This is a genomic window from Spongorhabdus nitratireducens, from assembly GCA_947387575.1.
In the GTDB taxonomy this organism is placed as follows: domain Bacteria; phylum Pseudomonadota; class Gammaproteobacteria; order Pseudomonadales; family Endozoicomonadaceae; genus CANDOC01.
The window spans coordinates 276,945-298,327 of sequence record CANDOC010000007.1 but is presented as its reverse complement, the minus strand read 5'-3'; the positions used below and the strand labels follow the sequence as shown (position 1 = coordinate 298,327).

The 21,383-nt window shown below is 49.8% G+C and carries 16 protein-coding genes and 1 pseudogene; 5 read left to right on the top strand and 12 right to left on the bottom strand.

Annotated features, from left to right (window positions below; genetic code table 11):
* Nucleotides 1-2: 2 nt before the first annotated feature.
* From ACYZZ0_RS14715 to rpmH, 10 genes are all read right to left on the bottom strand, one after another.
* Nucleotides 3-1,346, bottom strand: a complete 1,344-nt coding sequence (locus tag ACYZZ0_RS14715) for an NAD(P)/FAD-dependent oxidoreductase (RefSeq protein ID WP_461537391.1) — start codon at nucleotides 1,344-1,346, stop codon at nucleotides 3-5.
* A 231-nt stretch (nucleotides 1,347-1,577) separates the two neighbouring features.
* Nucleotides 1,578-2,510, bottom strand: coding sequence for a ParB/RepB/Spo0J family partition protein (locus ACYZZ0_RS14710; RefSeq protein ID WP_461537390.1), 933 nt, complete (start codon nucleotides 2,508-2,510; stop codon nucleotides 1,578-1,580).
* 11 nt (nucleotides 2,511-2,521) lie between these two features.
* Nucleotides 2,522-3,331, bottom strand: coding sequence for a ParA family protein (locus tag ACYZZ0_RS14705; RefSeq protein ID WP_461537389.1), 810 nt, complete (start codon nucleotides 3,329-3,331; stop codon nucleotides 2,522-2,524).
* 128 nt (nucleotides 3,332-3,459) lie between these two features.
* Complete coding sequence (rsmG, locus tag ACYZZ0_RS14700) at nucleotides 3,460-4,110, bottom strand: 16S rRNA (guanine(527)-N(7))-methyltransferase RsmG (protein WP_461537388.1); 651 nt, start codon at nucleotides 4,108-4,110, stop codon at nucleotides 3,460-3,462.
* An 806-nt stretch (nucleotides 4,111-4,916) separates the two neighbouring features.
* Nucleotides 4,917-6,797: a tRNA uridine-5-carboxymethylaminomethyl(34) synthesis enzyme MnmG gene (gene mnmG / locus ACYZZ0_RS14695; protein ID WP_461537387.1), complete on the bottom strand. Its 1,881-nt coding sequence runs from the start codon at nucleotides 6,795-6,797 to the stop codon at nucleotides 4,917-4,919.
* A gap of 645 nt (nucleotides 6,798-7,442) precedes the next feature.
* A complete protein-coding gene (gene mnmE / locus ACYZZ0_RS14690; RefSeq protein ID WP_461537386.1) occupies nucleotides 7,443-8,819 on the bottom strand; it encodes a tRNA uridine-5-carboxymethylaminomethyl(34) synthesis GTPase MnmE in 1,377 nt (458 codons plus the stop codon).
* A 202-nt stretch (nucleotides 8,820-9,021) separates the two neighbouring features.
* Entirely contained in the window at nucleotides 9,022-10,674 is a 1,653-nt protein-coding gene (yidC, locus tag ACYZZ0_RS14685) for a membrane protein insertase YidC (protein ID WP_461537385.1), read from the bottom strand.
* 2 nt (nucleotides 10,675-10,676) lie between these two features.
* Nucleotides 10,677-10,967, bottom strand: a complete 291-nt coding sequence (yidD, locus tag ACYZZ0_RS14680; RefSeq protein ID WP_461537384.1) for a membrane protein insertion efficiency factor YidD — start codon at nucleotides 10,965-10,967, stop codon at nucleotides 10,677-10,679.
* Nucleotides 10,968-11,066: 99 nt separating this feature from the next.
* A complete protein-coding gene (gene rnpA, locus ACYZZ0_RS14675; RefSeq protein ID WP_461537383.1) occupies nucleotides 11,067-11,447 on the bottom strand; it encodes a ribonuclease P protein component in 381 nt (126 codons plus the stop codon).
* Between the two features lie 229 nt (nucleotides 11,448-11,676).
* On the bottom strand, nucleotides 11,677-11,811 hold the full coding sequence (gene rpmH / locus ACYZZ0_RS14670) for a 50S ribosomal protein L34 (protein WP_461537382.1): 135 nt from the start codon (nucleotides 11,809-11,811) through the stop codon (nucleotides 11,677-11,679).
* 1,147 nt (nucleotides 11,812-12,958) lie between these two features.
* Between rpmH and ACYZZ0_RS14665 the strand changes: the two are divergent.
* The 5 genes and pseudogenes from ACYZZ0_RS14665 to gyrB form a co-directional block, all read left to right on the top strand.
* Nucleotides 12,959-13,090, top strand: a pseudogene (locus ACYZZ0_RS14665) (DnaA N-terminal domain-containing protein); the annotation flags it as partial.
* A gap of 468 nt (nucleotides 13,091-13,558) precedes the next feature.
* Complete coding sequence (dnaA, locus tag ACYZZ0_RS14660) at nucleotides 13,559-15,043, top strand: chromosomal replication initiator protein DnaA (protein WP_461537419.1); 1,485 nt, start codon at nucleotides 13,559-13,561, stop codon at nucleotides 15,041-15,043.
* A gap of 118 nt (nucleotides 15,044-15,161) precedes the next feature.
* Nucleotides 15,162-16,268 carry a DNA polymerase III subunit beta gene (gene dnaN, locus ACYZZ0_RS14655; protein ID WP_461537381.1) on the top strand — a complete coding sequence of 369 codons (1,107 nt, stop codon included), beginning with the start codon at nucleotides 15,162-15,164 and terminating at the stop codon, nucleotides 16,266-16,268.
* A 122-nt stretch (nucleotides 16,269-16,390) separates the two neighbouring features.
* Nucleotides 16,391-17,506, top strand: a complete 1,116-nt coding sequence (gene recF / locus ACYZZ0_RS14650) for a DNA replication/repair protein RecF (RefSeq protein WP_461537380.1) — start codon at nucleotides 16,391-16,393, stop codon at nucleotides 17,504-17,506.
* A gap of 66 nt (nucleotides 17,507-17,572) precedes the next feature.
* The gene (gene gyrB, locus ACYZZ0_RS14645; RefSeq protein ID WP_461537418.1) at nucleotides 17,573-19,990 is read left to right on the top strand and encodes a DNA topoisomerase (ATP-hydrolyzing) subunit B; all 2,418 of its coding nucleotides are present in this window, start codon (nucleotides 17,573-17,575) and stop codon (nucleotides 19,988-19,990) included.
* Nucleotides 19,991-20,070: 80 nt separating this feature from the next.
* On the opposite strand, the gene ACYZZ0_RS14640 is transcribed toward gyrB, so the two are convergent.
* Nucleotides 20,071-20,790 carry a lysophospholipid acyltransferase family protein gene (locus tag ACYZZ0_RS14640; protein ID WP_461537379.1) on the bottom strand — a complete coding sequence of 240 codons (720 nt, stop codon included), beginning with the start codon at nucleotides 20,788-20,790 and terminating at the stop codon, nucleotides 20,071-20,073.
* A gap of 19 nt (nucleotides 20,791-20,809) precedes the next feature.
* The gene (gene gmhB / locus ACYZZ0_RS14635) at nucleotides 20,810-21,358 is read right to left on the bottom strand and encodes a D-glycero-beta-D-manno-heptose 1,7-bisphosphate 7-phosphatase (RefSeq protein ID WP_461537378.1); all 549 of its coding nucleotides are present in this window, start codon (nucleotides 21,356-21,358) and stop codon (nucleotides 20,810-20,812) included.
* Between the last annotated feature and the right edge of the window lie 25 nt (nucleotides 21,359-21,383).

Sequence of the window (21,383 nt, the reverse complement as noted above, 5' to 3'; positions counted from 1 at the left end):
GTTTAATGCAGCTTTAACCTGGGTTGTGTCGAACGCTCAAGCAAATCCCTGAGCAACAAAAAAGCCGTACGACGCTTTCCATATAAAGTAAGCTGGTGCATGCGATAAAGAGAGATATAAAACATTCGCGCCAGCTTACCCTCAATATTGATATTTCCGGTCAGACTGCCCATCAGGTTACCCACTGCTGAACGGTTACTAAGAGAAACCAGTGAACCGTAATCCCGATAACAATAGGCTTTGGGTTCTTTTCCTTTTAATACCAGGTTTGCAAGCGATTTTGTCAATAGCGATGCCTGCTGGTGTGCAGCCTGAGCTCTGGGGGGCACGGTAAAGTCATTGCCTTTTTTGTCCTTTATCGTGCAAGAGGCGCAGTCACCAAAGGCATAAATATTATCATCCATCGTCGTTTGTAATGTTGGCTTCACCAGCAGCTGATTCAAACGATTAGTTTCCAACCCGCCAAAGCCAGCCAGGAAAGAAGGTGCCCTGATACCGGCAGCCCAGACTTTAAGGTCTGCTTCAATCACTTCTCCACCATGAGTTTCCAGCCCTTCAGCTGTTACCTGACTAACCAGAGTGTTCAGATGAAGACGGATATTCATCTTTTGCAGTTCCTGCTGAACCCCGTTACTGATGCGCTCAGATAACACCGGTAAAACCCGGTTGGCACCTTCAATCAGGTTAATTTCAACATTATCTGCGGTGATGGCATCCAGCCCCCACTCGGTTAACTCTTCCGAGGCATGACGCAGCTCTGCAGCCAGCTCTACACCGGTAGCACCGGCACCGATAATGGCAATTCTCAGTTTTTGTTGTTCTGCTGACTCACTTTGAGCCCGAAAATACCGGCTCAGCAATCTGGCATGAAACTGTTCGGCCTGCTCACGGCTATCCAGAAACTGACAGTGCTCAGCTGCACCTTTGGTTCCAAAGTCGTTGGTTTTGCTGCCTATCGAGATCACCAGCGTGTCGTAAGCTAGGTCACGGGCAGTACCGATTGGATTACCTTTCTTATCTTGAGAGGGCTCTATCTGGATAGTTTTGGTATCACGGTTAATACCAGCCAAACGGCCAGGAACAAAGGAGAAATTATTCCAGCGCGCCTGAGCCATATAGCTCAGCTCATCATCAAAGGAATTCAGAGCACCGGAAGCGACTTCATGCAGCAGCGGCTTCCAGATATGGGTCATATTGGCATCAACCAGCGTCACCCGGCATTTATTCCGGTGATGTTTCATTTTACGCCCCAGCCGGGTTACAAGTTCCAGGCCACCGGCTCCACCTCCAACAACAATAATATGATGTGGCCGGTTCTGTTCTTCACTGACGGTTTTGTCCTGCACCTCGAACTCCTTTAAAAGAAGCTGATCCTGATAATTGTATTTATTAGGTTGCCGCCGAAAGTCAGTCGGGCGGTTACAAAGCAAAAACTACAGTCCAAAAAGATAGACTAAAAAACAGATACAGAATGGTATTTAGCAGGGCAGGAGAGAAATATCACCAGCTTCTGCCCCTCACTTTTCAGCTTAGGGCAGAACGACTACTGATGTAAAAGGAAGGAAATCACCAGACGCTTAGTTGATATGCTCCAATACACCATCCAGCTCATCCAAGCTGTTGTAGCTGATGACCAGCTTGCCTTTGCCTTTAGCGGTATGCTGAATGGATACCTGAGCGCCGACCCGGTCTGACAGGTCATCCTGCAATTTGCGGATATTCGGATCAACACGCTGTTTGGTGCCTTTCTTTTTGTTTTCCTTTTCCTGCAACAGGCGTCTGACCAATGCTTCGGTCTGACGTACAGACAGCGCCTTGGCAACCACCATTCGGGCCGCTTCCAGCTGAGTGCCGGCATCCAGTGACAGCAGGGCACGGGCATGGCCCATTTCCAGATCACCATGTTCCAGCAGTTTCTGGACTTCCTGTTTCAGGTTGGTCAGGCGCATCAGGTTGGCAACCGTTGCCCGGGACTTGCCCACAGCTTCTGCTACCTGCTGCTGAGTCAGTTCAAACTCCTTTTGTAATCTGACCAGCGCCAGCGCTTCTTCCATCGGGTTAAGGTCTTCCCGCTGGATATTTTCAATCAGCGCCAGTGCAATTGCGGTTTCATCCGGCACATCACGAATGACCGCCGGAATAGAGTCCAGCCCGGCGAGCTGGGTTGCACGCCAGCGCCGTTCACCGGCAATAATTTCATAACGGTCTGCAGAAACTGGACGAACAACAATGGGCTGCATCACGCCCTGGCGACGGATCGAGTCAGCCAGCTCTTCCAGTGCTTCCGGTCGCATATCCCGACGCGGCTGATACTGGCCGCGTTGAATAAACTCTACCGGCAGGTGCTGCAGTTCATTATCTGAAACCGGTTTATCTGCCGTTGCAGACTTTTCTGCAACAACTTTCGCCTGCTCGGTCGAAACCAGTGCCACAGCTTCATCAACTGATGCTGCCAGTTTGGCACTTCCAACCAGAGATCCGAGTCCTTTGCCTAAGCGTTTTTTTACCATGATGTCAGTTATCAGCTTGCGTTCGCAGTTGCAGGCTTAGCCTGTTTTTTCTCTGCCTTTTCCTGTCGCCGGATCAATTCACCAGCCAGCGCCAGATAGGCGATCGCACCGCGGGAATGTCGGTCATGCTTCAAAACCGGCCGGCCAAAACTCGGGGCTTCTGCCAATCGTACATTACGGGGAATCACCGTGCGATAAACCTTGTCACCAAAGTGGTGAATCAGTTCACGGGATACTTCGGTGGTCAGGCTGTTACGTGGGTCGTACATCGTTCGCAGCAGACCTTCAATATGCAGCTTGGGGTTTACGGATGAAGCGATACCATTAATGGTTTCCATCAATGCTGTCAGACCTTCCAGTGCATAATATTCACACTGCATGGGAATAATTACGCCTTCGGCTGCAACCATGGCATTGACGGTCAGCATATTGAGTGAAGGCGGGCAGTCGATCAGCACATAATCATAGATGCGCCCGACCTTTTTTAAAGCCTTCTGCAGCTGATGTTCGCGATCATCGATTTCCATCAGCTCGACTTCAGCCGCCGTCAGGTCAGCATTTGATGGTAAGACATCAAATCCGGCTTCCGGGGTTGGATAAATAGCATCTTTGATGGTGCACTGGTTGGTCAGCACATCATAAACCGAGCGTTCCAGCGCATGCTTGTCGATGCCGCTCCCCATAGTGGCATTGCCCTGGGGATCCATATCAACCAGCAATACACGACGCTTGGTCGCGACCAGTGAAGCTGCCAGATTGACGCAGGTTGTTGTTTTACCCACGCCCCCTTTCTGGTTGGTTACTGCAAGGATTTTTGCCACGTTTGTTCTGTAACCTGATCAGAATGATGGATGTGCCATGAGCCTGCCTGTTGGATATTTCTCGACAGGTTTTTTTGTCCTCTCATGGCTGCTTACAGAGGCAACTCTGCGCTGCTCTCAATGATTAATCAGCGGCGAAGAATGACCAGATGGCGTTCTCCATCACAATCCGGAACCCTCAACTCATCACAGGTTTCCAGTTTGATGTCAGGCCAGCGCTGATGCACTTTGGCCAGCTCATCCTGTGGATAAACACCTTTCATCGCCAACCAGCATCCATTTTCGTCCAGCAGATGCTCGGTCCACTCAATCATATCCTCCAGTGCACTGAATGCGCGGGAGGTAATACAGTCGTAGCGCTCGGACGCAGGTCTTGCCTCAACCCGGTCATTTAACACGGTAACATTATCCAGCCCAAGGGTCAGCTTGACCTGAGTAAGAAAGCGGGTTTTCTTGCCATTACAGTCAAGCAGGGTGAAATTCAGATCGGGCCGCACAATCGCCAGAATCATTCCGGGCAGTCCCGGACCAGTACCTACATCCAGAACACGTCCTTCCTTTATATACCCGGTAATACTCAGGCTATCCAGCAGATGCTTGGTCACCATCTCTTCCGGATCACGAATGGCCGTCAGGTTATAAGCCTTGTTCCACTTCTGTAACAGCTCCAGATACTGCATCAGTCCGGCAATAGCCTGTTCTGATAAATCCAGTTTCATTGCTGCAATACCGGCACGCAGCCGCTGCTCCAGTACTGGCTGGCTCTGCAGATTATTCACGCAAGGTTACCCAAATATTGGTTTGAGGAAGGAAAAACTGGCCTCGAGTTTAAGGGATGCACAGTGAGTTATCTACTTTGTCGACTCAAACAAAAAGACCACGGCAAGACCAATAAAACCATAAATACAAATATGGTTTTATTGGTTTTAAAAATATTAAATTGTATAAATAATGATCAGGTGGTGATCAAAAAACGATCAGTAGAGCCTTAAAATAGAAAGCTTGGCAGTCATACGAAATACGATATTGGTACTTTTGTTTTATCGACTAAAACACCCCAAATTGGAGCAAAAAGCGAAAAATACCCGGAAAGACAAAAAACTCTGGAAATACACTGCAAAAAAGTCAGCAAAACACGCTCAGAAAGCCCAGTAAAAAAAGGACAGATAATTCAGTTTTCTCGAAAAGGGCTAACAGCAAAAATTAAATCACCACTTAAAATGTGTTTTTGTATTTATCTCTGAAAGTTCTGTGACTTGCTGTAGCTGCTTTTAAAATTATTTCTGGATCTGCTCTCTATAAATGCTATCTATAGATACTTTTTGTAGCAGTACGAGCAAACACAAATATCATTAAATGCAACGTTGGTTCTAAATATAAGAGTAGACAAAAATTCGCGATCTAAATTTTATTTTTGAAATTTTTCTAATAATAAAAAGATAACTTTATTGCTCTTTGCCTTAATAATTTTTCTTGTAAGGTAGAAAGCTATTTATACAGATTAAAAACAATACAGCTTTATTTTTTACATAAAAAAAGCGTGATAGTTAGAACTATCACGCTTTCACAATTTTATTTAAACGACTTACGCCCACTTTTTCAAATGAATCAAAAGCAGTGATATGGCAGCCGGTGTTACACCAGGAATACGGGATGCTCTACCCAGTGTTTCCGGTTGTGCTTCAATCAGCTTTTGTCTGACTTCATTAGACAGGCTGGTAATGGCAGCATAATCGAAGTTTGTCGGCAGTTTGGTTGCTTCATGACGGCGCAGTTTTTCAATTTCGTCCGCCTGACGGTCGATATAGCCCTGATATTTGGCCTTGATTTCAACCTGCTCTGCGACCTGACGGCCCACCAAAGTCGAGTTATCCAGAACTTCACCTGTTGCATCACAAATATCGGCATAACCCAGCTCGGGACGCTTCATCAGTTCCATCAGGCTGTATTCACGCTGCAACTTGTTATCCAGTTTTGGCTGCAGCTTGTCTGCCTGTTCAGTGCCCGGGTGCACAAAAGTAGTACTTAGACGTTTGACTTCCTGCTCGATACCTTCCTGTTTGGCACAGAAAACTGACCATCTTTCGTCGTCTACAAGGCCCAGTTCACGGCCCTTTTCAGTCAGGCGCAGGTCGGCATTATCTTCCCGCAGAATCAGGCGGTATTCTGCCCGGCTGGTGAACATTCGGTAGGGTTCCTGGGTACCGTTGGTGATCAGATCATCCGCCAGAACACCAATATAAGCTTCATCACGGCGAGGACACCATGCGTCCTTGTCCAGTGCTTGCAGAGCAGCGTTCATACCCGCCAGCAGACCCTGTGCACCAGCTTCTTCATAACCGGTGGTACCGTTGATCTGACCGGCAAAGAACAGGCCGTTAACAAAGCGGGTTTCCAGAGAATATTTCAGGTCGCGCGGGTCAAAGAAGTCATACTCAATAGCATAACCCGGTCGTGTGATATGCGCGTTTTCAAAGCCCTTGATAGAACGAACCAGCTCAATCTGCACATCAAACGGCAAGCTGGTAGAGATGCCGTTGGGATACAGTTCATGTGTCGTCAGACCTTCCGGCTCGACAAAAATCTGGTGTGAATTCTTGTCGGCGAAACGCATGATTTTGTCTTCGATGGAAGGACAGTAGCGGGGGCCCACACCTTCAATCACACCGGTGTACATCGGTGAACGGTCCAGTCCACCACGAATAATATCGTGGGTACGTTCGTTGGTATGAGTAATAAAACAGCTTACCTGCTGCGGATGTTCATCCTGACTGCCCAGATAGGACATCACCGGTGTCGGGGTATCACCCGGCTGCTGTTCCATCACGGAGAAATCGACACTGCGGGCATCAATACGTGCCGGAGTACCGGTTTTCAGGCGTTCAACCCGGAAAGGCATTTCGCGCAGTCGGTGTGCCAGAGCAATCGCAGGCTGGTCTCCGGCACGGCCGCCAGGATAGTTTTGCAGACCAATATGAATATGACCGCCAAGGAAGGTTCCTGCGGTCAAAACCACACTGTTGGCGTGGAACTTGAGCCCCATAGCAGTGACCACACCACGAACCTGCTCACCTTCGACGATCAGGTCATCCACAGCCTGTTGGAATATCCACAGGTTAGGCTGGTTTTCCAGTGTTTCACGCACATAGGCTTTATACAGCGCACGGTCAGTCTGGGCCCGGGTCGCTCGTACAGCAGGTCCCTTGCGGGCATTGAGAGTGCGAAACTGGATACCGGCATGATCGGTTGCCCGGGCCATAACACCACCCAGCGCATCAATCTCTTTTACCAGATGGCTTTTGCCAATCCCGCCAATGGCCGGATTGCATGACATTTGTCCCAGAGTATCAATATTGTGGGTCAGCAACAGGGTTTTGACGCCCATGCGGGCTGCGGCCAGTGCAGCCTCGGTACCGGCATGACCACCACCAATAACAATTACGTCAAATCGTCCAGGATAATCCACAGCGACTCTTTACCTCTGGCTTTCAATAGCTTATTCGAAGAATTCGGGCGCGTAGTATACCGGCAGTGGATTCGACTGGCTAAAAATTCACCACTCGGTTTTTCACACAGTTTCTTCCACAGTCCACAACTGACCTGCGTTTGCGCCCTGATTTTTCTGGTACTTGTTGACAGTTTGTGTGGGTAAGCACTTTTTTTTCTTATAAATCATATAGGTAGATATTGAATAACCCTGTCACTAAACCGTGAGGAAACGGTGCTTATCCTGTTGCCAGAAGTGGATAAGTTATTTCATCCACAAACCTATGCACAAATGCTTATCCCCCCGTTTTCCACCGCCTTACCCACACCCATTTTCTGTACACCGGCTTCACACAAGGGATCAACAAGGTTCACACAAGTTGATAACAACTTGGTGTGAATGTTCCATATAGTGTGAATGTCCTAGTGGATAACAGGTGAATAAGGCGTGAATAGTGTGTAATAACGTGGGTATGCTGTGTATAAGCTGTTCCAAACAGGTGAAAAAAAGCCCGCAGTCATGCTGCAGGCCTTGATGGTAAAGGCTATCCACAAGGGATAACTTTTTTCCTTAAGTTAGCGGTATTTAGACTTAATCCACATTCAATACTGGAAAAGCTGTGGATTACTTGCCAATACAGAATGAAGTGAAAATTCTGCCCAGCAAATCATCACTGCTGAACTCACCGGTAATTTCACCCAGAGACTGTTGTGCCAGTCGTAAATCTTCAGCTAACAGTTCTCCAGCACTGGAACCCAGCAACTGCTCCTGTCCGGTCAGAAGATACTTTCTGGCCTGTTCCAGTGCTTCGATATGACGTCTGCGGGCACTGAAGGAGCCCTCCACGGTACTGCTGAAACCCATGCAGGACTTGAGATGCTGGCGCAGCAAATCAACGCCGGCACCACTGTCAGCTGAAAGCCTGATCACAGCCAGATCATCGTTTTCAGCAATGGCTGCAGTTTCATCATTCAGGTCAATCTTGTTGCGAATAACAGTGATTTTTTCACCGGCTGGCAGTTTATCGACAAACTCCGGCCAGATGGTGTGAGGGTCTTCAGAATCCGTTGTAGTCGCATCGACCATAAGCAATACCCGGTCAGCCTGGCTTATTTCGTCAAATGCGCGGGAAACACCAATTTGCTCTACATAGTCATCACTGTCCCGCAGGCCTGCCGTATCGATGATATGCAGCGGCATGCCGTCAATGTGAATATGTTCGCGCAGTACATCCCGGGTGGTACCGGCAATATCAGTCACAATCGCAGTATCCCGTCCGGCCAGCGCATTAAGCAGGCTGGATTTGCCAGCATTGGGGCGGCCGGCAATTACCACGGTCATACCATCACGCATAATCGCGCCCTGATGTGCTTCCTGAAAAACCTGCTCCAGATTGTCGATAACCTGCTGCAGATCGCGCTCAACCTGCCCATCAGCCAGGAAATCAATTTCTTCCTCAGGGAAGTCGATAGCGGATTCAACGTAGATTCGCAGCCGGATCAGCGCTTCAGTCAATTCATGTACCCGCTTCGAGAATGCACCCTGCAGCGTCCGCACTGCATTGCGCGCAGCCTGTTCTGAAGTACTTTCGATAAGATCCGAAATAGCTTCCGCCTGAGCCAGATCGAGTTTGTCATTAAGAAAAGCCCGCTCACTGAATTCGCCCGGGCGCGCCAGACGTGCTCCAAGGCCCGTGACGCGTTTTAGCAGCCGATCCATGATAACCGGGCCACCATGTCCCTGAAGCTCCAGTACGTCTTCACCTGTGAACGAGTGAGGGCCTTTGAAGAACAACGCCAGCCCTTCATCGATTATTTCACCGTCCTCGCCCATAAACGGCCCGTGATGCGCATATCGGGGTTTGAGGGGTGTCGCAATAATGGCGTCCGCTATTTGCGCTACAGCAGGCCCTGAGACCCGCACAATACCGACTCCACCCCGGCCTGGCGGAGTAGCAACAGCAGTAATGGTGTCTTTGGAGAGGGCTGACAGCTCAGACATATGCAAGTACTTACTATCGTTAAATTTATTAAAAAACCTGATTCAAAAAATATCTGACAGTCAATCACACGACTTATCAGCATGATCAGGCTTCAGCAGAATCAAAAAGTGAGGGGAAGGATACCAGATACAGAAAAGGCGTGACTTTCGCCACGCCTTTTCTGTGATATTCGGGTTCAGGAACAAACCCTACAGGTCAGCTTCAAGCGTTCGGATCGGCTTCAATCTGACGGGTAATAATCCACTGCTGCAGAATGGACAGCAGATTGTTAACTACCCAGTACAGTACCAGACCAGCCGGGAACCACAGGAAGAATACAGTGAAGATAACCGGCATCAGTTTCATCACCTTGGCCTGGGTCGGATCCGGAGGTGTCGGGTTCAGCAGCTGCTGAACGAACATGGAAGCACCCATGATCAGCGGCAGGATGAAGTACGGGTCCATCTGGGACAGATCGGTAATCCAGCCCATCCACGGTGCCTGACGCAGTTCAACAGACTCCAGCAGTACCCAGTAAAGTGCGATGAATACCGGCATCTGTACCAGAATCGGCAGACAGCCACCCATCGGGTTCACTTTCTCTTTCTTGTACAGCTCCATCATCGCCTGAGACATCTTCTGGCGGTCGTCGCCGTACTGCTCTTTCAGGTTCTGAATCTTCGGAGTCAGCTTGCGCATCTTGGCCATGGAACGGTAGCTGGCAGCAGACAGCGGGAAGAAGGCACCCTTCACCAGTACGGTCAGCAGGATGATACTCCAGCCCCAGTTACCGATCAGCGCGTGGATGGTCTGCAGCAGCCAGAACAGCGGCTGGGAAATAAACCACAACCAGCCGTAGTCTACTGTCAGCTCCAGACCTTCGGCCAGTTGTCCCAGATCTTTCTGAGCCTTCGGACCAACGTACAATACAGCCCCGGTTTCAACAGACTGGTCAGGCTGAACCCGTACCGCGCTGTCGTAGAAGCCGACGATGTGGTTACCATCAGAGGCATTGCGGGTTGTATAGGTATGCTGTTCGTTCTGGGTCGGTACCCAGGCAGTCACGAAGTAGTGCTGCAGCACTGCAGCATAACCGCCTTCCACAGTGTCCTTGAACTGGGATTTGCTGAACTCGTCAAACGGCAGCTTCAGGTATGGCTTTTCGCTGCTGCGAACCGCAGCACCCAGGTAAGTGCTGACGCCACCCATGCTGGAACCCTGCTGCTTGCTTGGGTCTTCGCTGTTGTCGCGCTTCAGCTGGGCATAGAAGTTAGCCTGCCAGGTTTTGTCAGTGGTGTTGTTGATCACATAATCAACTCGCACTTCGTAGGAACCGCGCTGCAGAGTGTAGCGCTTGATAATATCAACGCCGTTATCGTTCAGCTTCAGGTCAACAACCAGCTGCTGCTGGCCTTCGGCCAGTTCAAAGCTGGTTTTGTCCACAGCGTATACCGGACGGCCACGGCTATCCGGGCCATTGGCTCCGGCCAGACCACTCTGGGCGATAAAGTTGCGCTGGGCATTATCCTGCAGAATCACGAAAGGTTCAGGGCTGCCCTTCACCTGTGGATACTTTGGCAGGGCTGCAAATACGATATCACCACCGCGGGTATCGATTTGCAGTTGCAGGGCATCGGTAGTGATGTTTACCAGCTGCTCCCGCACGGCGGCAGAACTGTCATCAATAATACCGGTGCTGCTTTGCACGGAGGGAGCATCGGTAGCATTACCGACTTCAATGACCGGATCAGCCTGACGAAGTGTCTGGGATACGGGTACAGGTTCACGCTGGTGATAGTCTTCCTGCCATTGCTGGAGCGTGAGAACTCCAACAAGCACCAGCGCGCCAATCAAGAGCGTTCTTTGCAAATCCATGATTAACGGGCCGTTGTACAATCTTTACTGAGTGAAGTTTTTTCCTGGCCGGCTACACACGCTGAAGGGTGCTTGTTATTGCTACCGGGAACAGGGTCGAAGCCACCGGGGTGCCAAGGGTGACAACGCATTATACGCAAAAACGCGAGCTTGCCACCTTTCAGAAGTCCATATTCTTCAAGGGCCTGGTGAGCATAAGAGGAACAGCTTGGGTAAAAACGGCAATTTTTGCCCAGCAGCGGGCTGATTGCGTAGCTGTAAAAGCGGATCAGAAGCAGGAGCAGCCTTTTCATGGCATGTCACCCGTTCGTTTGAGGTGAGTTAGGAAACTCAACGTTTTATTAGACGAAAACCGGGTGGCCACGAGGGGCTGAATACAGATTTTCGTTGAACTATTTTTCGTTGAGCGATGGCTGCTTTGTGGATTGTTTGATAATCCGGCGCCACTGCTTTTCCAGCAATTGCTGAATAGCTGTGTTATCCAGCTCGTCGAGTCCACGTCGGGCCAGTACCACAAAATCTATCGCCCCCAGTTCATGTTGCCTGTGACGAAAGCTTTCCCTGATCAAACGTTTGACCCGGTTGCGATCGACAGCCAGACGAATATTTTTCTTGGCGATTACCAGCCCCAGCCTGGGGTGATCCCCTACTGCCGGCCTGGCCAGCACCAGAATCTGGCGGTGAGAAGACTTATAAGTCGCCCGCTGAAAGACGCGCTGAAAATCAGCCGCTTTCAGTAGTCGCAGACGACGACCGAACCCATATCCGGACATTACAGCGAAACAGCCCTGAATCCACTACGCGCTACCCATATCAGGCCACATGGGCCTGCAGGTAACGACAACATTCCACAGTAACCGAACAGGTGCACTGTGAACGTAATACCTGAAAACATCGGCAAGCTATCGGGGAAGGTAGGGATTAGCTAAGCCTTCAGTTGCTTGCGTATCGAATTGCTGAACCCGGGTAATATCCGGACGGGTCGGCAGAACCTGACAGCTATTAAGCAGTCAGGCGCTTGCGACCCTTGGCACGACGACGCTTGATCAGGTCACGGCCACTCTTGGTTGCCATACGGGCACGGAAACCGTGGTCACGCTTACGCTTTAGTACGCTTGGTTGAAAAGTTCTTTTCATGTTTCAGATACCTGAAATTTCTAGCTTGCCAAAAAGGCGGTAATTCTAAGGAATTGTATTTCGAGCGTCAATTTGATTGGTGATTTTATAACCACTTTTCGCTCTCAGCCCTTATTATTCGGGGTTATCAGGGTAGCTCTGTTTGCACTTCCAGGCTGGCTTTGGGCGCTTTTTATGAGGGTCGCTTTCAAGTTGGACAGGCTTCTGGTGGGGGAGAGCAGCAATATCATAGCTGTTATTCACAGGTAAACAGGTATAAGCATTGCTTTGGAGTATCCGGTTGTTGATAACCGATAGCTGTGTATAGATACAGTTTGAGATCAATGTCTGACCAGATTAGGTGATTAGGCCAATGTGAATAACGGTCTGAATATTCTCTGTTGTCATCTGCCCATATTCCCTTTGTACAGTATTCACTTTTGATTCTGTCATCAGAGTGTGTCGAATGCTTGGCGCTGTTGATCAAAGTGTCAATATATCCACACCTGTCTGAATTCATTCTCTGGTGATTGCCTGAATTTTGATCCCTGCACTTCTTTCCTGCCTGTGTTTTATTTCAACAACCAGTACAAATGAGTTTGTTAATTCACAATTTCTTCATTTTCAGGTTTTAGATTTTTTGCTTTCCAATTATTCAAAACTTTCGTCCTGCTTTGTTGTTAATAAAGTAGAGAAAAAATATACACATATCTTTTTATATATCTTTTCTTATTGAAGTTATTTTTATTAGTAAGCCCCCTTTCTGTGGATAACAGCCTTCCAGCCGCTCTGCTATTCGTCTGCAGGATTGAATAACCTTGTCTATATTTACCTTATTAACTGTTGGAAAGTTGTTATTTCAGCAGTGGATAAGTGGGGATAAAAATAAGAATAAAAATTTTCTTGGATTTATTGACATTTCATACACTGCTACCCGAACAGTTTTTCCACGACGTTATCCACAGTGGCTATTCTTTTCCACTGGTTGTCTTCGGATATGTGTATAACACAATAAAAAACATAACTATCTGAAACATAAGTAATTATACCCAGAGAGTCTGCCTGTGGATTGTTTTTAAAGGTGTGGATAACTTCCGTCCGTACCGGTAGAATCTGCTGCATACCTCTCTTTTGATTACTTATCCACAGCGAACAGCGGAGTGCTCCTGTGCCACTGGATATCTGGCATAAATGTACGGAACTACTTCAGGATGAACTGCCTTCACAACAGTTCAACACCTGGGTACGTCCTCTCAAGGTTATGGGTGACGATCAGGACCTGTGCCTGCTTGCACCTAACCGTTTCGTTCTGGACTGGGTCAAGGAGAAGTACCTGCCTCGTATTGAAGAGTTGCTGGATGAGTTGTCCGGCGGTGAGCCTCCAGCACTGGCGCTGGCGGTCAGCTCCCGCCGTCCGAAATTTGGCCGCAAAAAGACCAGCCGTTCATCAACAACGAACCGTCGTCGTGAATCACGGTTTACCAAACCTGCTGCTGATCTGTTTGGCAGTAAACCGGATACTGGTGCAATCGCAGATACCAGTGAAGTTGCAGCCGCCGTAAAACCGGCAGCAACATTAACCAACCCCTTTAACCAGCCTAAAGTTGCTGAAGCGCCAAGAGAGCAGGTTGTTGCAGCTCATCAACCTGCAGCAGCGGCAGAACTGACCGCACCGGGTACAGCTACTGCGGCAAGAATGCAGTCCCGGTTTGAGTTTGACGATCAAACAGAAGCCGGTGGTGCTGCAGAAAGTGTTCATGGCAGTGGAATGCCTGTAATGGGTGGACCCGAACAGGCTGGATCTTCTGCGGGTGGTATTCGGTTACAAAATCCACTGGCTCAAACTGCGAGACAGGAGCCGAAACCGCAGACTCTGCAGCAACCTGAGGTATCACTGGCGGTACAGGGTAATACTGCGAGTCTGCTTTCTCCTGCAGAAACCCGCCCGGCAGAAAAGCAACAAGTGTCTGATAGGTTGCTGACTGATGATATGCTGAACCCTGCAGAGGCTCAGTTACCAGCATTGCATCAACCGAATCCGAAGACATCGGCTCATGATCTGATGCCGGAAGATATTTCCGCTGTAATTCAGGCCCATACTGCAGATCAGGGTGGGACCACTCAGGCTAAAGCGGCACCACTGAAAAATCCGTTCAAAAAGAACACTCCGGAAAGTAGTTCTCCCATTATCCAGCCAGCACGTCAGATTGATGTGGAAGGCGGGATCAAACACAACAGTGCACTGAATGATGGTTTTACCTTTGAATCATTTGTAGAAGGTAAGTCAAACCAGCTTGCTGTCGCAGCTGCACGACAGATTGCAGAGAACCCCGGGGCTGCTTATAACCCATTATTTTTATACGGCGGTGTTGGTCTAGGTAAGACGCACTTGATGCATGCAGTAGGCAACTATCTGGTGAAGCAGAATAAAAATGCACGTGTCGTGTATCTGCATTCGGAACGTTTTGTTGCAGATATGGTCAAGGCGCTGCAGTTGAATGCGATCAATGATTTCAAACGTTACTACCGTTCTGTTGATGCCCTGTTAATAGACGACATTCAGTTCTTTGCAGGCAAGGAACGCTCTCAGGAAGAGTTCTTTCATACTTTTAACGCCTTGCTTGAAGGTGGTCAGCAGATGATTTTGACCTGCGACCGCTATCCGAAAGAGATCAAGGGGCTGGAAGAGCGACTGAAATCCCGTTTCGGCTGGGGTCTGACGGTTGCGGTAGAACCGCCGGAGCTGGAAACCCGGGTGGCGATTCTGATGAAGAAAGCAGAGCAGGTAAAAATTGATCTGCCCCACGATGCAGCCTTCTTTATTGCCCAGCGTATTCGCTCCAATGTGCGTGAATTGGAAGGTGCCCTGAAACGAGTAATCGCCAGTGCCCGCTTTATGGGTCGACCGATTGATATCGGACTGATTCGTGAGTCGTTGAAAGACCTGTTGGCGCTGCAGGACAAGCAGGTCAGCATCGACAATATCCAGCGTACGGTAGCGGAATATTATAAGATCAAAATTTCTGATATTTTATCAAAACGCCGGAGTCGTTCTGTTGCACGTCCCCGGCAGGTTGCGATGGCCCTGTCAAAAGAACTGACCAGTCATAGCTTGCCGGAGATTGGCGATGCTTATGGGGGCCGGGACCATACCACCGTATTGCATGCCTGTCGGAAAGTTAAGGAATTGATTGAATCCGACAGTGAGATTCGTGAAGATTACAGTAATCTGCAAAGGTTGCTCACCAGCTGAGTCAGGCCGGGATCGACTGCCCTGATGTATGCCTATATAAAGGAAGCAGTATTCCAGGTAAGAAGTTGGGTGCTGGTTTTGACGACTTGAATTACATTTGGCGAGAGAAAGGAAAATCATGAAATTCACCATAAACCGCGAAGCCTTGCTGAAACCATTACAGCTGGTGGCAGGTGTTGTGGAACGTCGGCAAACCTTGCCAGTCCTGTCCAATGTTTTGATGGTGGTTGATGGTGATCAGCTGTCCATGACCGGTACCGATCTCGAGGTCGAGCTGGTAGGTACTGTTAAACTGGACGAGGTTCATGAAAGCGGCGAGATTACCGTTCCTGCTCGCAAGCTGATGGACATCTGTAAATCCCTGCCGGAAGAAGCCACACTGGAATTTACCGCTGAGGATCAGCGTGCGGTGCTGCGTTCCGGAAAATCCCGGTTTACCCTGTCTACCCTGCCCGCTTCCGAGTTTCCGAATATTGAAGAAGAAGCCGGTTCCATTACTTTCGCCGTGGAACAGTCTCGCCTGCGCCGCCTGATTGATCGTACCGGCTTTGCCATGGCTCAGCAGGACGTTCGATACTACCTGAACGGTATGCTGCTGGAAGTCTCCAGCAATGCTCTGCGCGCTGTAGCTACTGATGGCCACCGTCTGGCAATGTGTACCGTTGAAGCCGATATCAGCCAGCAGGAACGTCACCAGGTGATTGTTCCACGTAAAGGTATTCTTGAGCTGGCTCGTCTGCTGACCGAAGGTGGCGAGATGGCCAATATCACTCTTGGCGCGCACCATATCCGTGCCCGCACCGGTGATTTCCTGTTTACTTCCAAGCTGGTGGACGGCAAGTTCCCTGACTACGAGCGCGTATTCCCGCGTGGTGGTGACAAGATCCTGATCGGTGATCGTAACCTGCTGCGCCAGGCCTTCCAGCGTGCATCCATCCTGTCGAATGAAAAGTATCGCGGTATTCGCATGATGCTGACGGATGGCACTCTGCAGGTTATTGCCAATAACCCGGAGCAGGAAGAAGCAGAAGAAGAACTGAGCATTGATTACGCCGGTAGCAGTCTGGAGATTGGCTTTAACGTCAATTACCTGATGGATGTACTGTCTGTTCTGTCCGGTGATGCTATCAAGATGACCCTGTCTGATCCCAACAGCAGTGCGCTGGTTGAGGAAGCGGATGACAAGGGCGACTCTGTCTACGTCATTATGCCGATGCGTCTCTGATTGCAAGCATGTCCTGCTTAATACCTCTATATGCCTGTCCCTGCTGACAGGCATATTTTTTTCAGGGCTGAATGCACCACCATACCCGCTGGTCAGCCCCTGGCCAGGATTAAAAAGAAAACATGACCATCCAAACCCTTAAAATAACTTCGCTCAGAAATCTCGGGGCCGTTGAACTGCAGCCGGTTAAGGGGATCAATTTACTATTTGGTGAGAACGGCAGTGGCAAAAGCAGTGTGCTGGAAGCGATTCACCTGATGGGGTTGGCCCGCTCTTTTCGCAGTCACCGGATCAAGCCGGTGATCCAGCATGACCACTCTCAGTGCACAGTTTTTGCAAAGGTTGATAATCGTAGCGGTCTATACTCTGTGGGTGTTTCACGTGGAACAGAGGCTGAACTGCGGGTTCATATCAATGGTTCAACGCCCTCAGGGTTACATGAGCTGGCCGAGCTAGTGCCTTTGCAGTTGATTACACCTTCTACGTTTTCATTACTGGACGGTGCTCCGAAGCTGCGGCGACAGTTTCTCGACTGGGGTGTGTTCCACGTGGAACAAGGCTTTCATATTGCCTGGAAGCGCATGCAAAGGGCGCTGAAACAGCGGAATACGTTGCTGCGCCGTGGTAATATAGACAGATCGCAACTTTCTGTCTGGGACGCTGAATTTATTTCTGCCTCCCATCTTGTCGATAACTATCGCGCCGACTATATCGCACGCTTTATTCCCGTGTGGGAATCCGTTTTAGCCAAGATACTCGATGTACCTGATATCAGCCTGTCATATTACCGGGGCTGGGATAGATCCGCCGACTTCAGCGAAGTACTGGCTGCCAGCGTGGATCGCGATATAGCGCAGGGGTTCACCCAATATGGACCGCAAAGAGCCGATCTGCGGGTCAAAATAGGACGGGCTAATGCGGCAGACTATCTGTCGCGAGGGCAGCAGAAGCTTGTGGTATCGGCACTAAAAATTGCTCAGGGGGCTTTTTTCACTGAAGAAAGCAAACGCCCCTGTATTTACCTGATTGATGACTTGCCGTCAGAGTTGGATAAAACCCACCGTCGGCTGGTCTGTGAATTACTGAGAGATCTGGACTTCCAGGTTTTCATTACCTGTGTTGAGCGTGAATCACTGGCTGATTTTGTTGGCGCCGGTCCCGCCAAACTGTTTCACGTGGAACACGGGAATGTCATGGAATATGACGAAATCCAAACACTGGCTAACTGCCAGGTTTGATGTAACAGGATAATTACCGGGCATCAGACCCTGATGACAGCTAGCCGGTCTAACGGAGATTTAATGATGAGTGAGCAGAGTTACGACGCATCGAATATCAAGGTGCTTAAAGGTCTGGATGCCGTGCGCAAGCGCCCCGGCATGTATATAGGTGATACGGACGACGGCACCGGCCTGCATCACATGGTGTTTGAGATCGTTGATAACTCAATCGATGAGGCGCTGGCGGGATTCTGTTCCGAGATTCAGGTGATTATCCATCCGGATGAATCTGTTTCCGTACGTGATAACGGACGGGGTATTCCGGTTGATATTCATGAAGAAGAAGGCGTCTCTGCTGCTGAAGTTATCATGACCGTACTGCATGCAGGCGGTAAGTTCGATGATAACACCTACAAGGTATCCGGCGGTTTGCACGGTGTGGGTGTCTCTGTAGTAAACGCACTGTCCAGCGAACTGAAGCTGACTGTACGTCGTGCCGGTAAAGTACACCAACAGATTTACCTCCACGGTGTACCGAAAGAGCCGCTGAAAGTGATCGGTGAAACCGAATCCAGCGGTACAGAAATCCACTTCATCCCGTCTGAAGAAACCTTCAGCAATATCCAGTTCAGCTTTGATCTGCTGGCCAAGCGCCTGCGTGAACTGGCCTTCCTGAACTCCGGTGTCTGCATTGTGCTGAAAGATGAGCGCAGTGGCAAAGAGGAGCGTTTCGAGTATGAAGGTGGCTTGCAGGCTTTTATCGAGTACCTGAACCAGAACAAGAACCCTGTGAACAATGTGTTCCACTTCAATACCAATAGCCGTGAAGACGGCGTCGGTGTTGAGGTTTCCCTGCAGTGGAATGACAGTTTCCAGGAAAATATCTTCTGCTTTACCAACAATATTCCCCAGCGTGATGGTGGTACTCACCTGGCGGGCTTCCGTGCAGCACTGACCCGTGGTCTGAATGCTTATATCGAGCGCGAAGGTCTGGGTAAAAAGCAGAAGGTTTCCACTACCGGCGACGATGCCCGTGAAGGTCTGACGGCGATTATTTCGGTTAAGGTGCCGGATCCAAAATTCTCCTCCCAGACCAAGGACAAACTGGTTTCTTCCGAGGTAAAAACCGCGGTAGAACAGGAGATGGCCAAGTATCTGACTGACTACCTGCTGGAACGCCCACAGGAAGCCAAGGCGATTGTTGGCAAGATGCTGGATGCAGCACGGGCTCGTGAAGCAGCTCGTAAGGCACGGGAAATGACCCGTCGTAAAGGTGCTCTGGATATCGCTGGTCTGCCGGGCAAGCTGGCGGACTGTCAGGAAAAAGATCCTGCCCTGTCCGAACTGTATATTGTGGAGGGTGACTCTGCGGGTGGTTCTGCCAAGCAGGGACGTAACCGAAAGACTCAGGCCATTCTGCCACTGAAAGGTAAAATCCTGAACGTGGAAAAGGCACGCTTTGACAAGATGCTGTCCTCAGCAGAAGTCGGCACCCTGATTACGGCTCTGGGCTGTGGTATTGGCCGTGAAGAGTTTAATATTGAAAAGCTGCGTTACCACAACATCATCATCATGACTGATGCGGATGTGGACGGTTCCCATATTCGTACTCTGCTGTTGACGTTTTTCTTCCGTCAAATGCCTGAAATTATAGAGCGTGGCCATGTTTATATTGCTCAGCCGCCGTTGTATAAAATCAAAAAGGGCAAGCATGAGCAGTACCTCAAAGATGATCCTGCCCTGCAGGAATATCTGACCTCTGCGGCACTGGAAAATGCCAGTCTGCATACCGGCCCTGACGCACCGGGTATTTCCGGGGAAGGTCTGGAAAAACTGGTGAAGGGCTTCCGCAAGGTTGAATCCATTGTTGACCGGATGTCCCGTCTCTACTCTACCGAAGCCCTGAAGAGCATGGTTTATCTGCCCGCAGTCAATGCTGATATGCTGAAAGATGAAAGTGCCATGGCCGAGTGGGCAGGCAAGCTGCAGCAGGCAGTGATGTCCAAGCTACCGTCCGGTGCCAGAGCAGAAGTCGTTGCAAAGGAAGATCGTGAGCATCAGGTATGGGTTCCGAAAATGACTGTAGTCCAGCACGGTGTTCCGACTGACTACCTGATTGGTTCTGATTTCTTCGAGTCTTCTGACTATCAGCATATTGCTGCTCTGGGTGGACAGCTGCAGGGGCTGGTTGAAGAAGGTGCCTGGATTCAGAAAGGTGAGCGCCAGCAGTCGGTTGATTCATTTGAGCAGGGACTGGAATGGCTGATGCGCGAGTCCACCAAGCGTCATTACATCCAGCGCTATAAGGGACTGGGTGAGATGAACCCGGAGCAGCTCTGGGAAACGACTATGGATCCTGATGGTCGCCGCATGCTCAAGGTCCGGGTTGAAGATGCAATTGCTGCTGACCAGATCTTCAACACTCTGATGGGTGACCACGTTGAACCTCGTCGAGCCTTTATTGAAGATAATGCCCTGAACGTGGCGAATCTGGATGTATAATAAACGTCCGTGATCGCGTAATAAAAAGGCCAGCAATTTGCTGGCCTTTTTATTTTTACTTTGTCGTTTATATGTGGCGTTTACATCTGACTCAGGCGGTCAAGAATCCACTGACTACTTTCCTGCTGCACTTCACTGTGGCTTTTTCCCTCGGTAGAAATAGGCTTTCCGATCTCTACCCGAATGGTGCCGGGACGTTTCAGCCATTCACCATGTACCCAGCAAGTACCGGCATTATGAGCCACCGGAATCACATCAGCACCACTGTTACAGGCCATAACCGCCCCACTCCGGGAAAATTTACCAGGCTTGCCATGAGGACAGCGGGTACCTTCCGGAAAGATCAAAACCCATAACCCCTGTTTGATCCGGTCTCCGCCATCCTTGATGACCTGCTGCAGTGCAGCCCGCTTGTTGGAACGATCAATAGCAATGGGTTTGGTCAGTGCCAATGCCCAACCAAAGAAAGGAATGGAAAGCAGGGATTTTTTCAGCACCTGACTCTGTGGAGAAAACAGAGTCTGCAGGACAAAGGTTTCCCAAGTGCTCTGGTGATTGCTGACAATCACACAGGGTTTTTGCGGAATATTCTCTTTCCCGATCACTTCCCAGCGAATACCGCAGATGATTTTACACAGCCAGAGCGCCATCCGGTTCCAGGTTCTGACGGCAAAGCCATGACGCAGCCGCAACGGCAGAAAGCCAATTACCAGAGTGCTGAACCCGGCCCAGAGAATAGTCCACAAGATCAGCGTTAAATAAAAAGCTATCGTCCTGATAAAAGGTAATGCCGTTGCCATTTTAAACTCTTGGAAACCTTTACTCTGAAATTTCGGTTTGAAGTAGCTGGTCAACGAATTGGGCCAGATCATCAAATACCGGCGCGTTAAGAGATTCGCTGTTTTTTTCCAGCATTCGCAGCCCTTTTCCGGTTTTCACCAGAACGGGTTTACAGCCGGCTGCAATGCCGGCTTCCAAATCACGCAGGGAATCCCCGACAATCCATGCATTTTTGGCGGACAGGCCAAGGTGTTGCTCTATCTGGTAGATCAGTCCCGGGGCGGGCTTGCGACAGTCGCACTGGTCGTCCGGGGTATGGGGGCACCAGACCAGCGCATCGATTCTACCACCGGCCTTTGTAACAAGGGTTTTCATCTTGTTGTGCATTTCTGTCAGTGCTGTAGCCGGGAACAGTCCCCTGCCCAACCCGGACTGGTTGGTGGCAATAGCTACCTGATAACCTGCCCGGCTCAGGCGGGCCATGGCTTCAATGCTGCCGGGAAGAGGAATCCATTCGGCAGCAGACTTAACGTAATTATCAGAGTCCTGATTGATCACACCGTCACGATCGAGAATGACCAGCTTCATAAAGTCTCTTTGCATCTCTATTAAT

Excerpts from the sequence above, each read along its gene's own strand:
- ACYZZ0_RS14710 (WP_461537390.1), bottom strand. The coding sequence starts at position 2,510 with ATGGTAAAAAAACGCTTAGGCAAAGGACTCGGATCTCTGGTTGGAAGT.
- mnmE (WP_461537386.1), bottom strand. The coding sequence starts at position 8,819 with ATGTCTGAGCTGTCAGCCCTCTCCAAAGACACCATTACTGCTGTTGCT.
- yidC (WP_461537385.1), bottom strand. The coding sequence starts at position 10,674 with ATGGATTTGCAAAGAACGCTCTTGATTGGCGCGCTGGTGCTTGTTGGA.
- yidD (WP_461537384.1), bottom strand. The coding sequence starts at position 10,967 with ATGAAAAGGCTGCTCCTGCTTCTGATCCGCTTTTACAGCTACGCAATC.
- rnpA (WP_461537383.1), bottom strand. The coding sequence starts at position 11,447 with ATGTCCGGATATGGGTTCGGTCGTCGTCTGCGACTACTGAAAGCGGCT.
- rpmH (WP_461537382.1), bottom strand. The coding sequence starts at position 11,811 with ATGAAAAGAACTTTTCAACCAAGCGTACTAAAGCGTAAGCGTGACCAC.
- dnaA (WP_461537419.1), top strand. The coding sequence starts at position 13,559 with ATGCCTGTAATGGGTGGACCCGAACAGGCTGGATCTTCTGCGGGTGGT.
- dnaN (WP_461537381.1), top strand. The coding sequence starts at position 15,162 with ATGAAATTCACCATAAACCGCGAAGCCTTGCTGAAACCATTACAGCTG.
- recF (WP_461537380.1), top strand. The coding sequence starts at position 16,391 with ATGACCATCCAAACCCTTAAAATAACTTCGCTCAGAAATCTCGGGGCC.
- gyrB (WP_461537418.1), top strand. The coding sequence starts at position 17,573 with ATGAGTGAGCAGAGTTACGACGCATCGAATATCAAGGTGCTTAAAGGT.
- ACYZZ0_RS14640 (WP_461537379.1), bottom strand. The coding sequence starts at position 20,790 with ATGGCAACGGCATTACCTTTTATCAGGACGATAGCTTTTTATTTAACG.
- gmhB (WP_461537378.1), bottom strand. The coding sequence starts at position 21,358 with ATGAAGCTGGTCATTCTCGATCGTGACGGTGTGATCAATCAGGACTCT.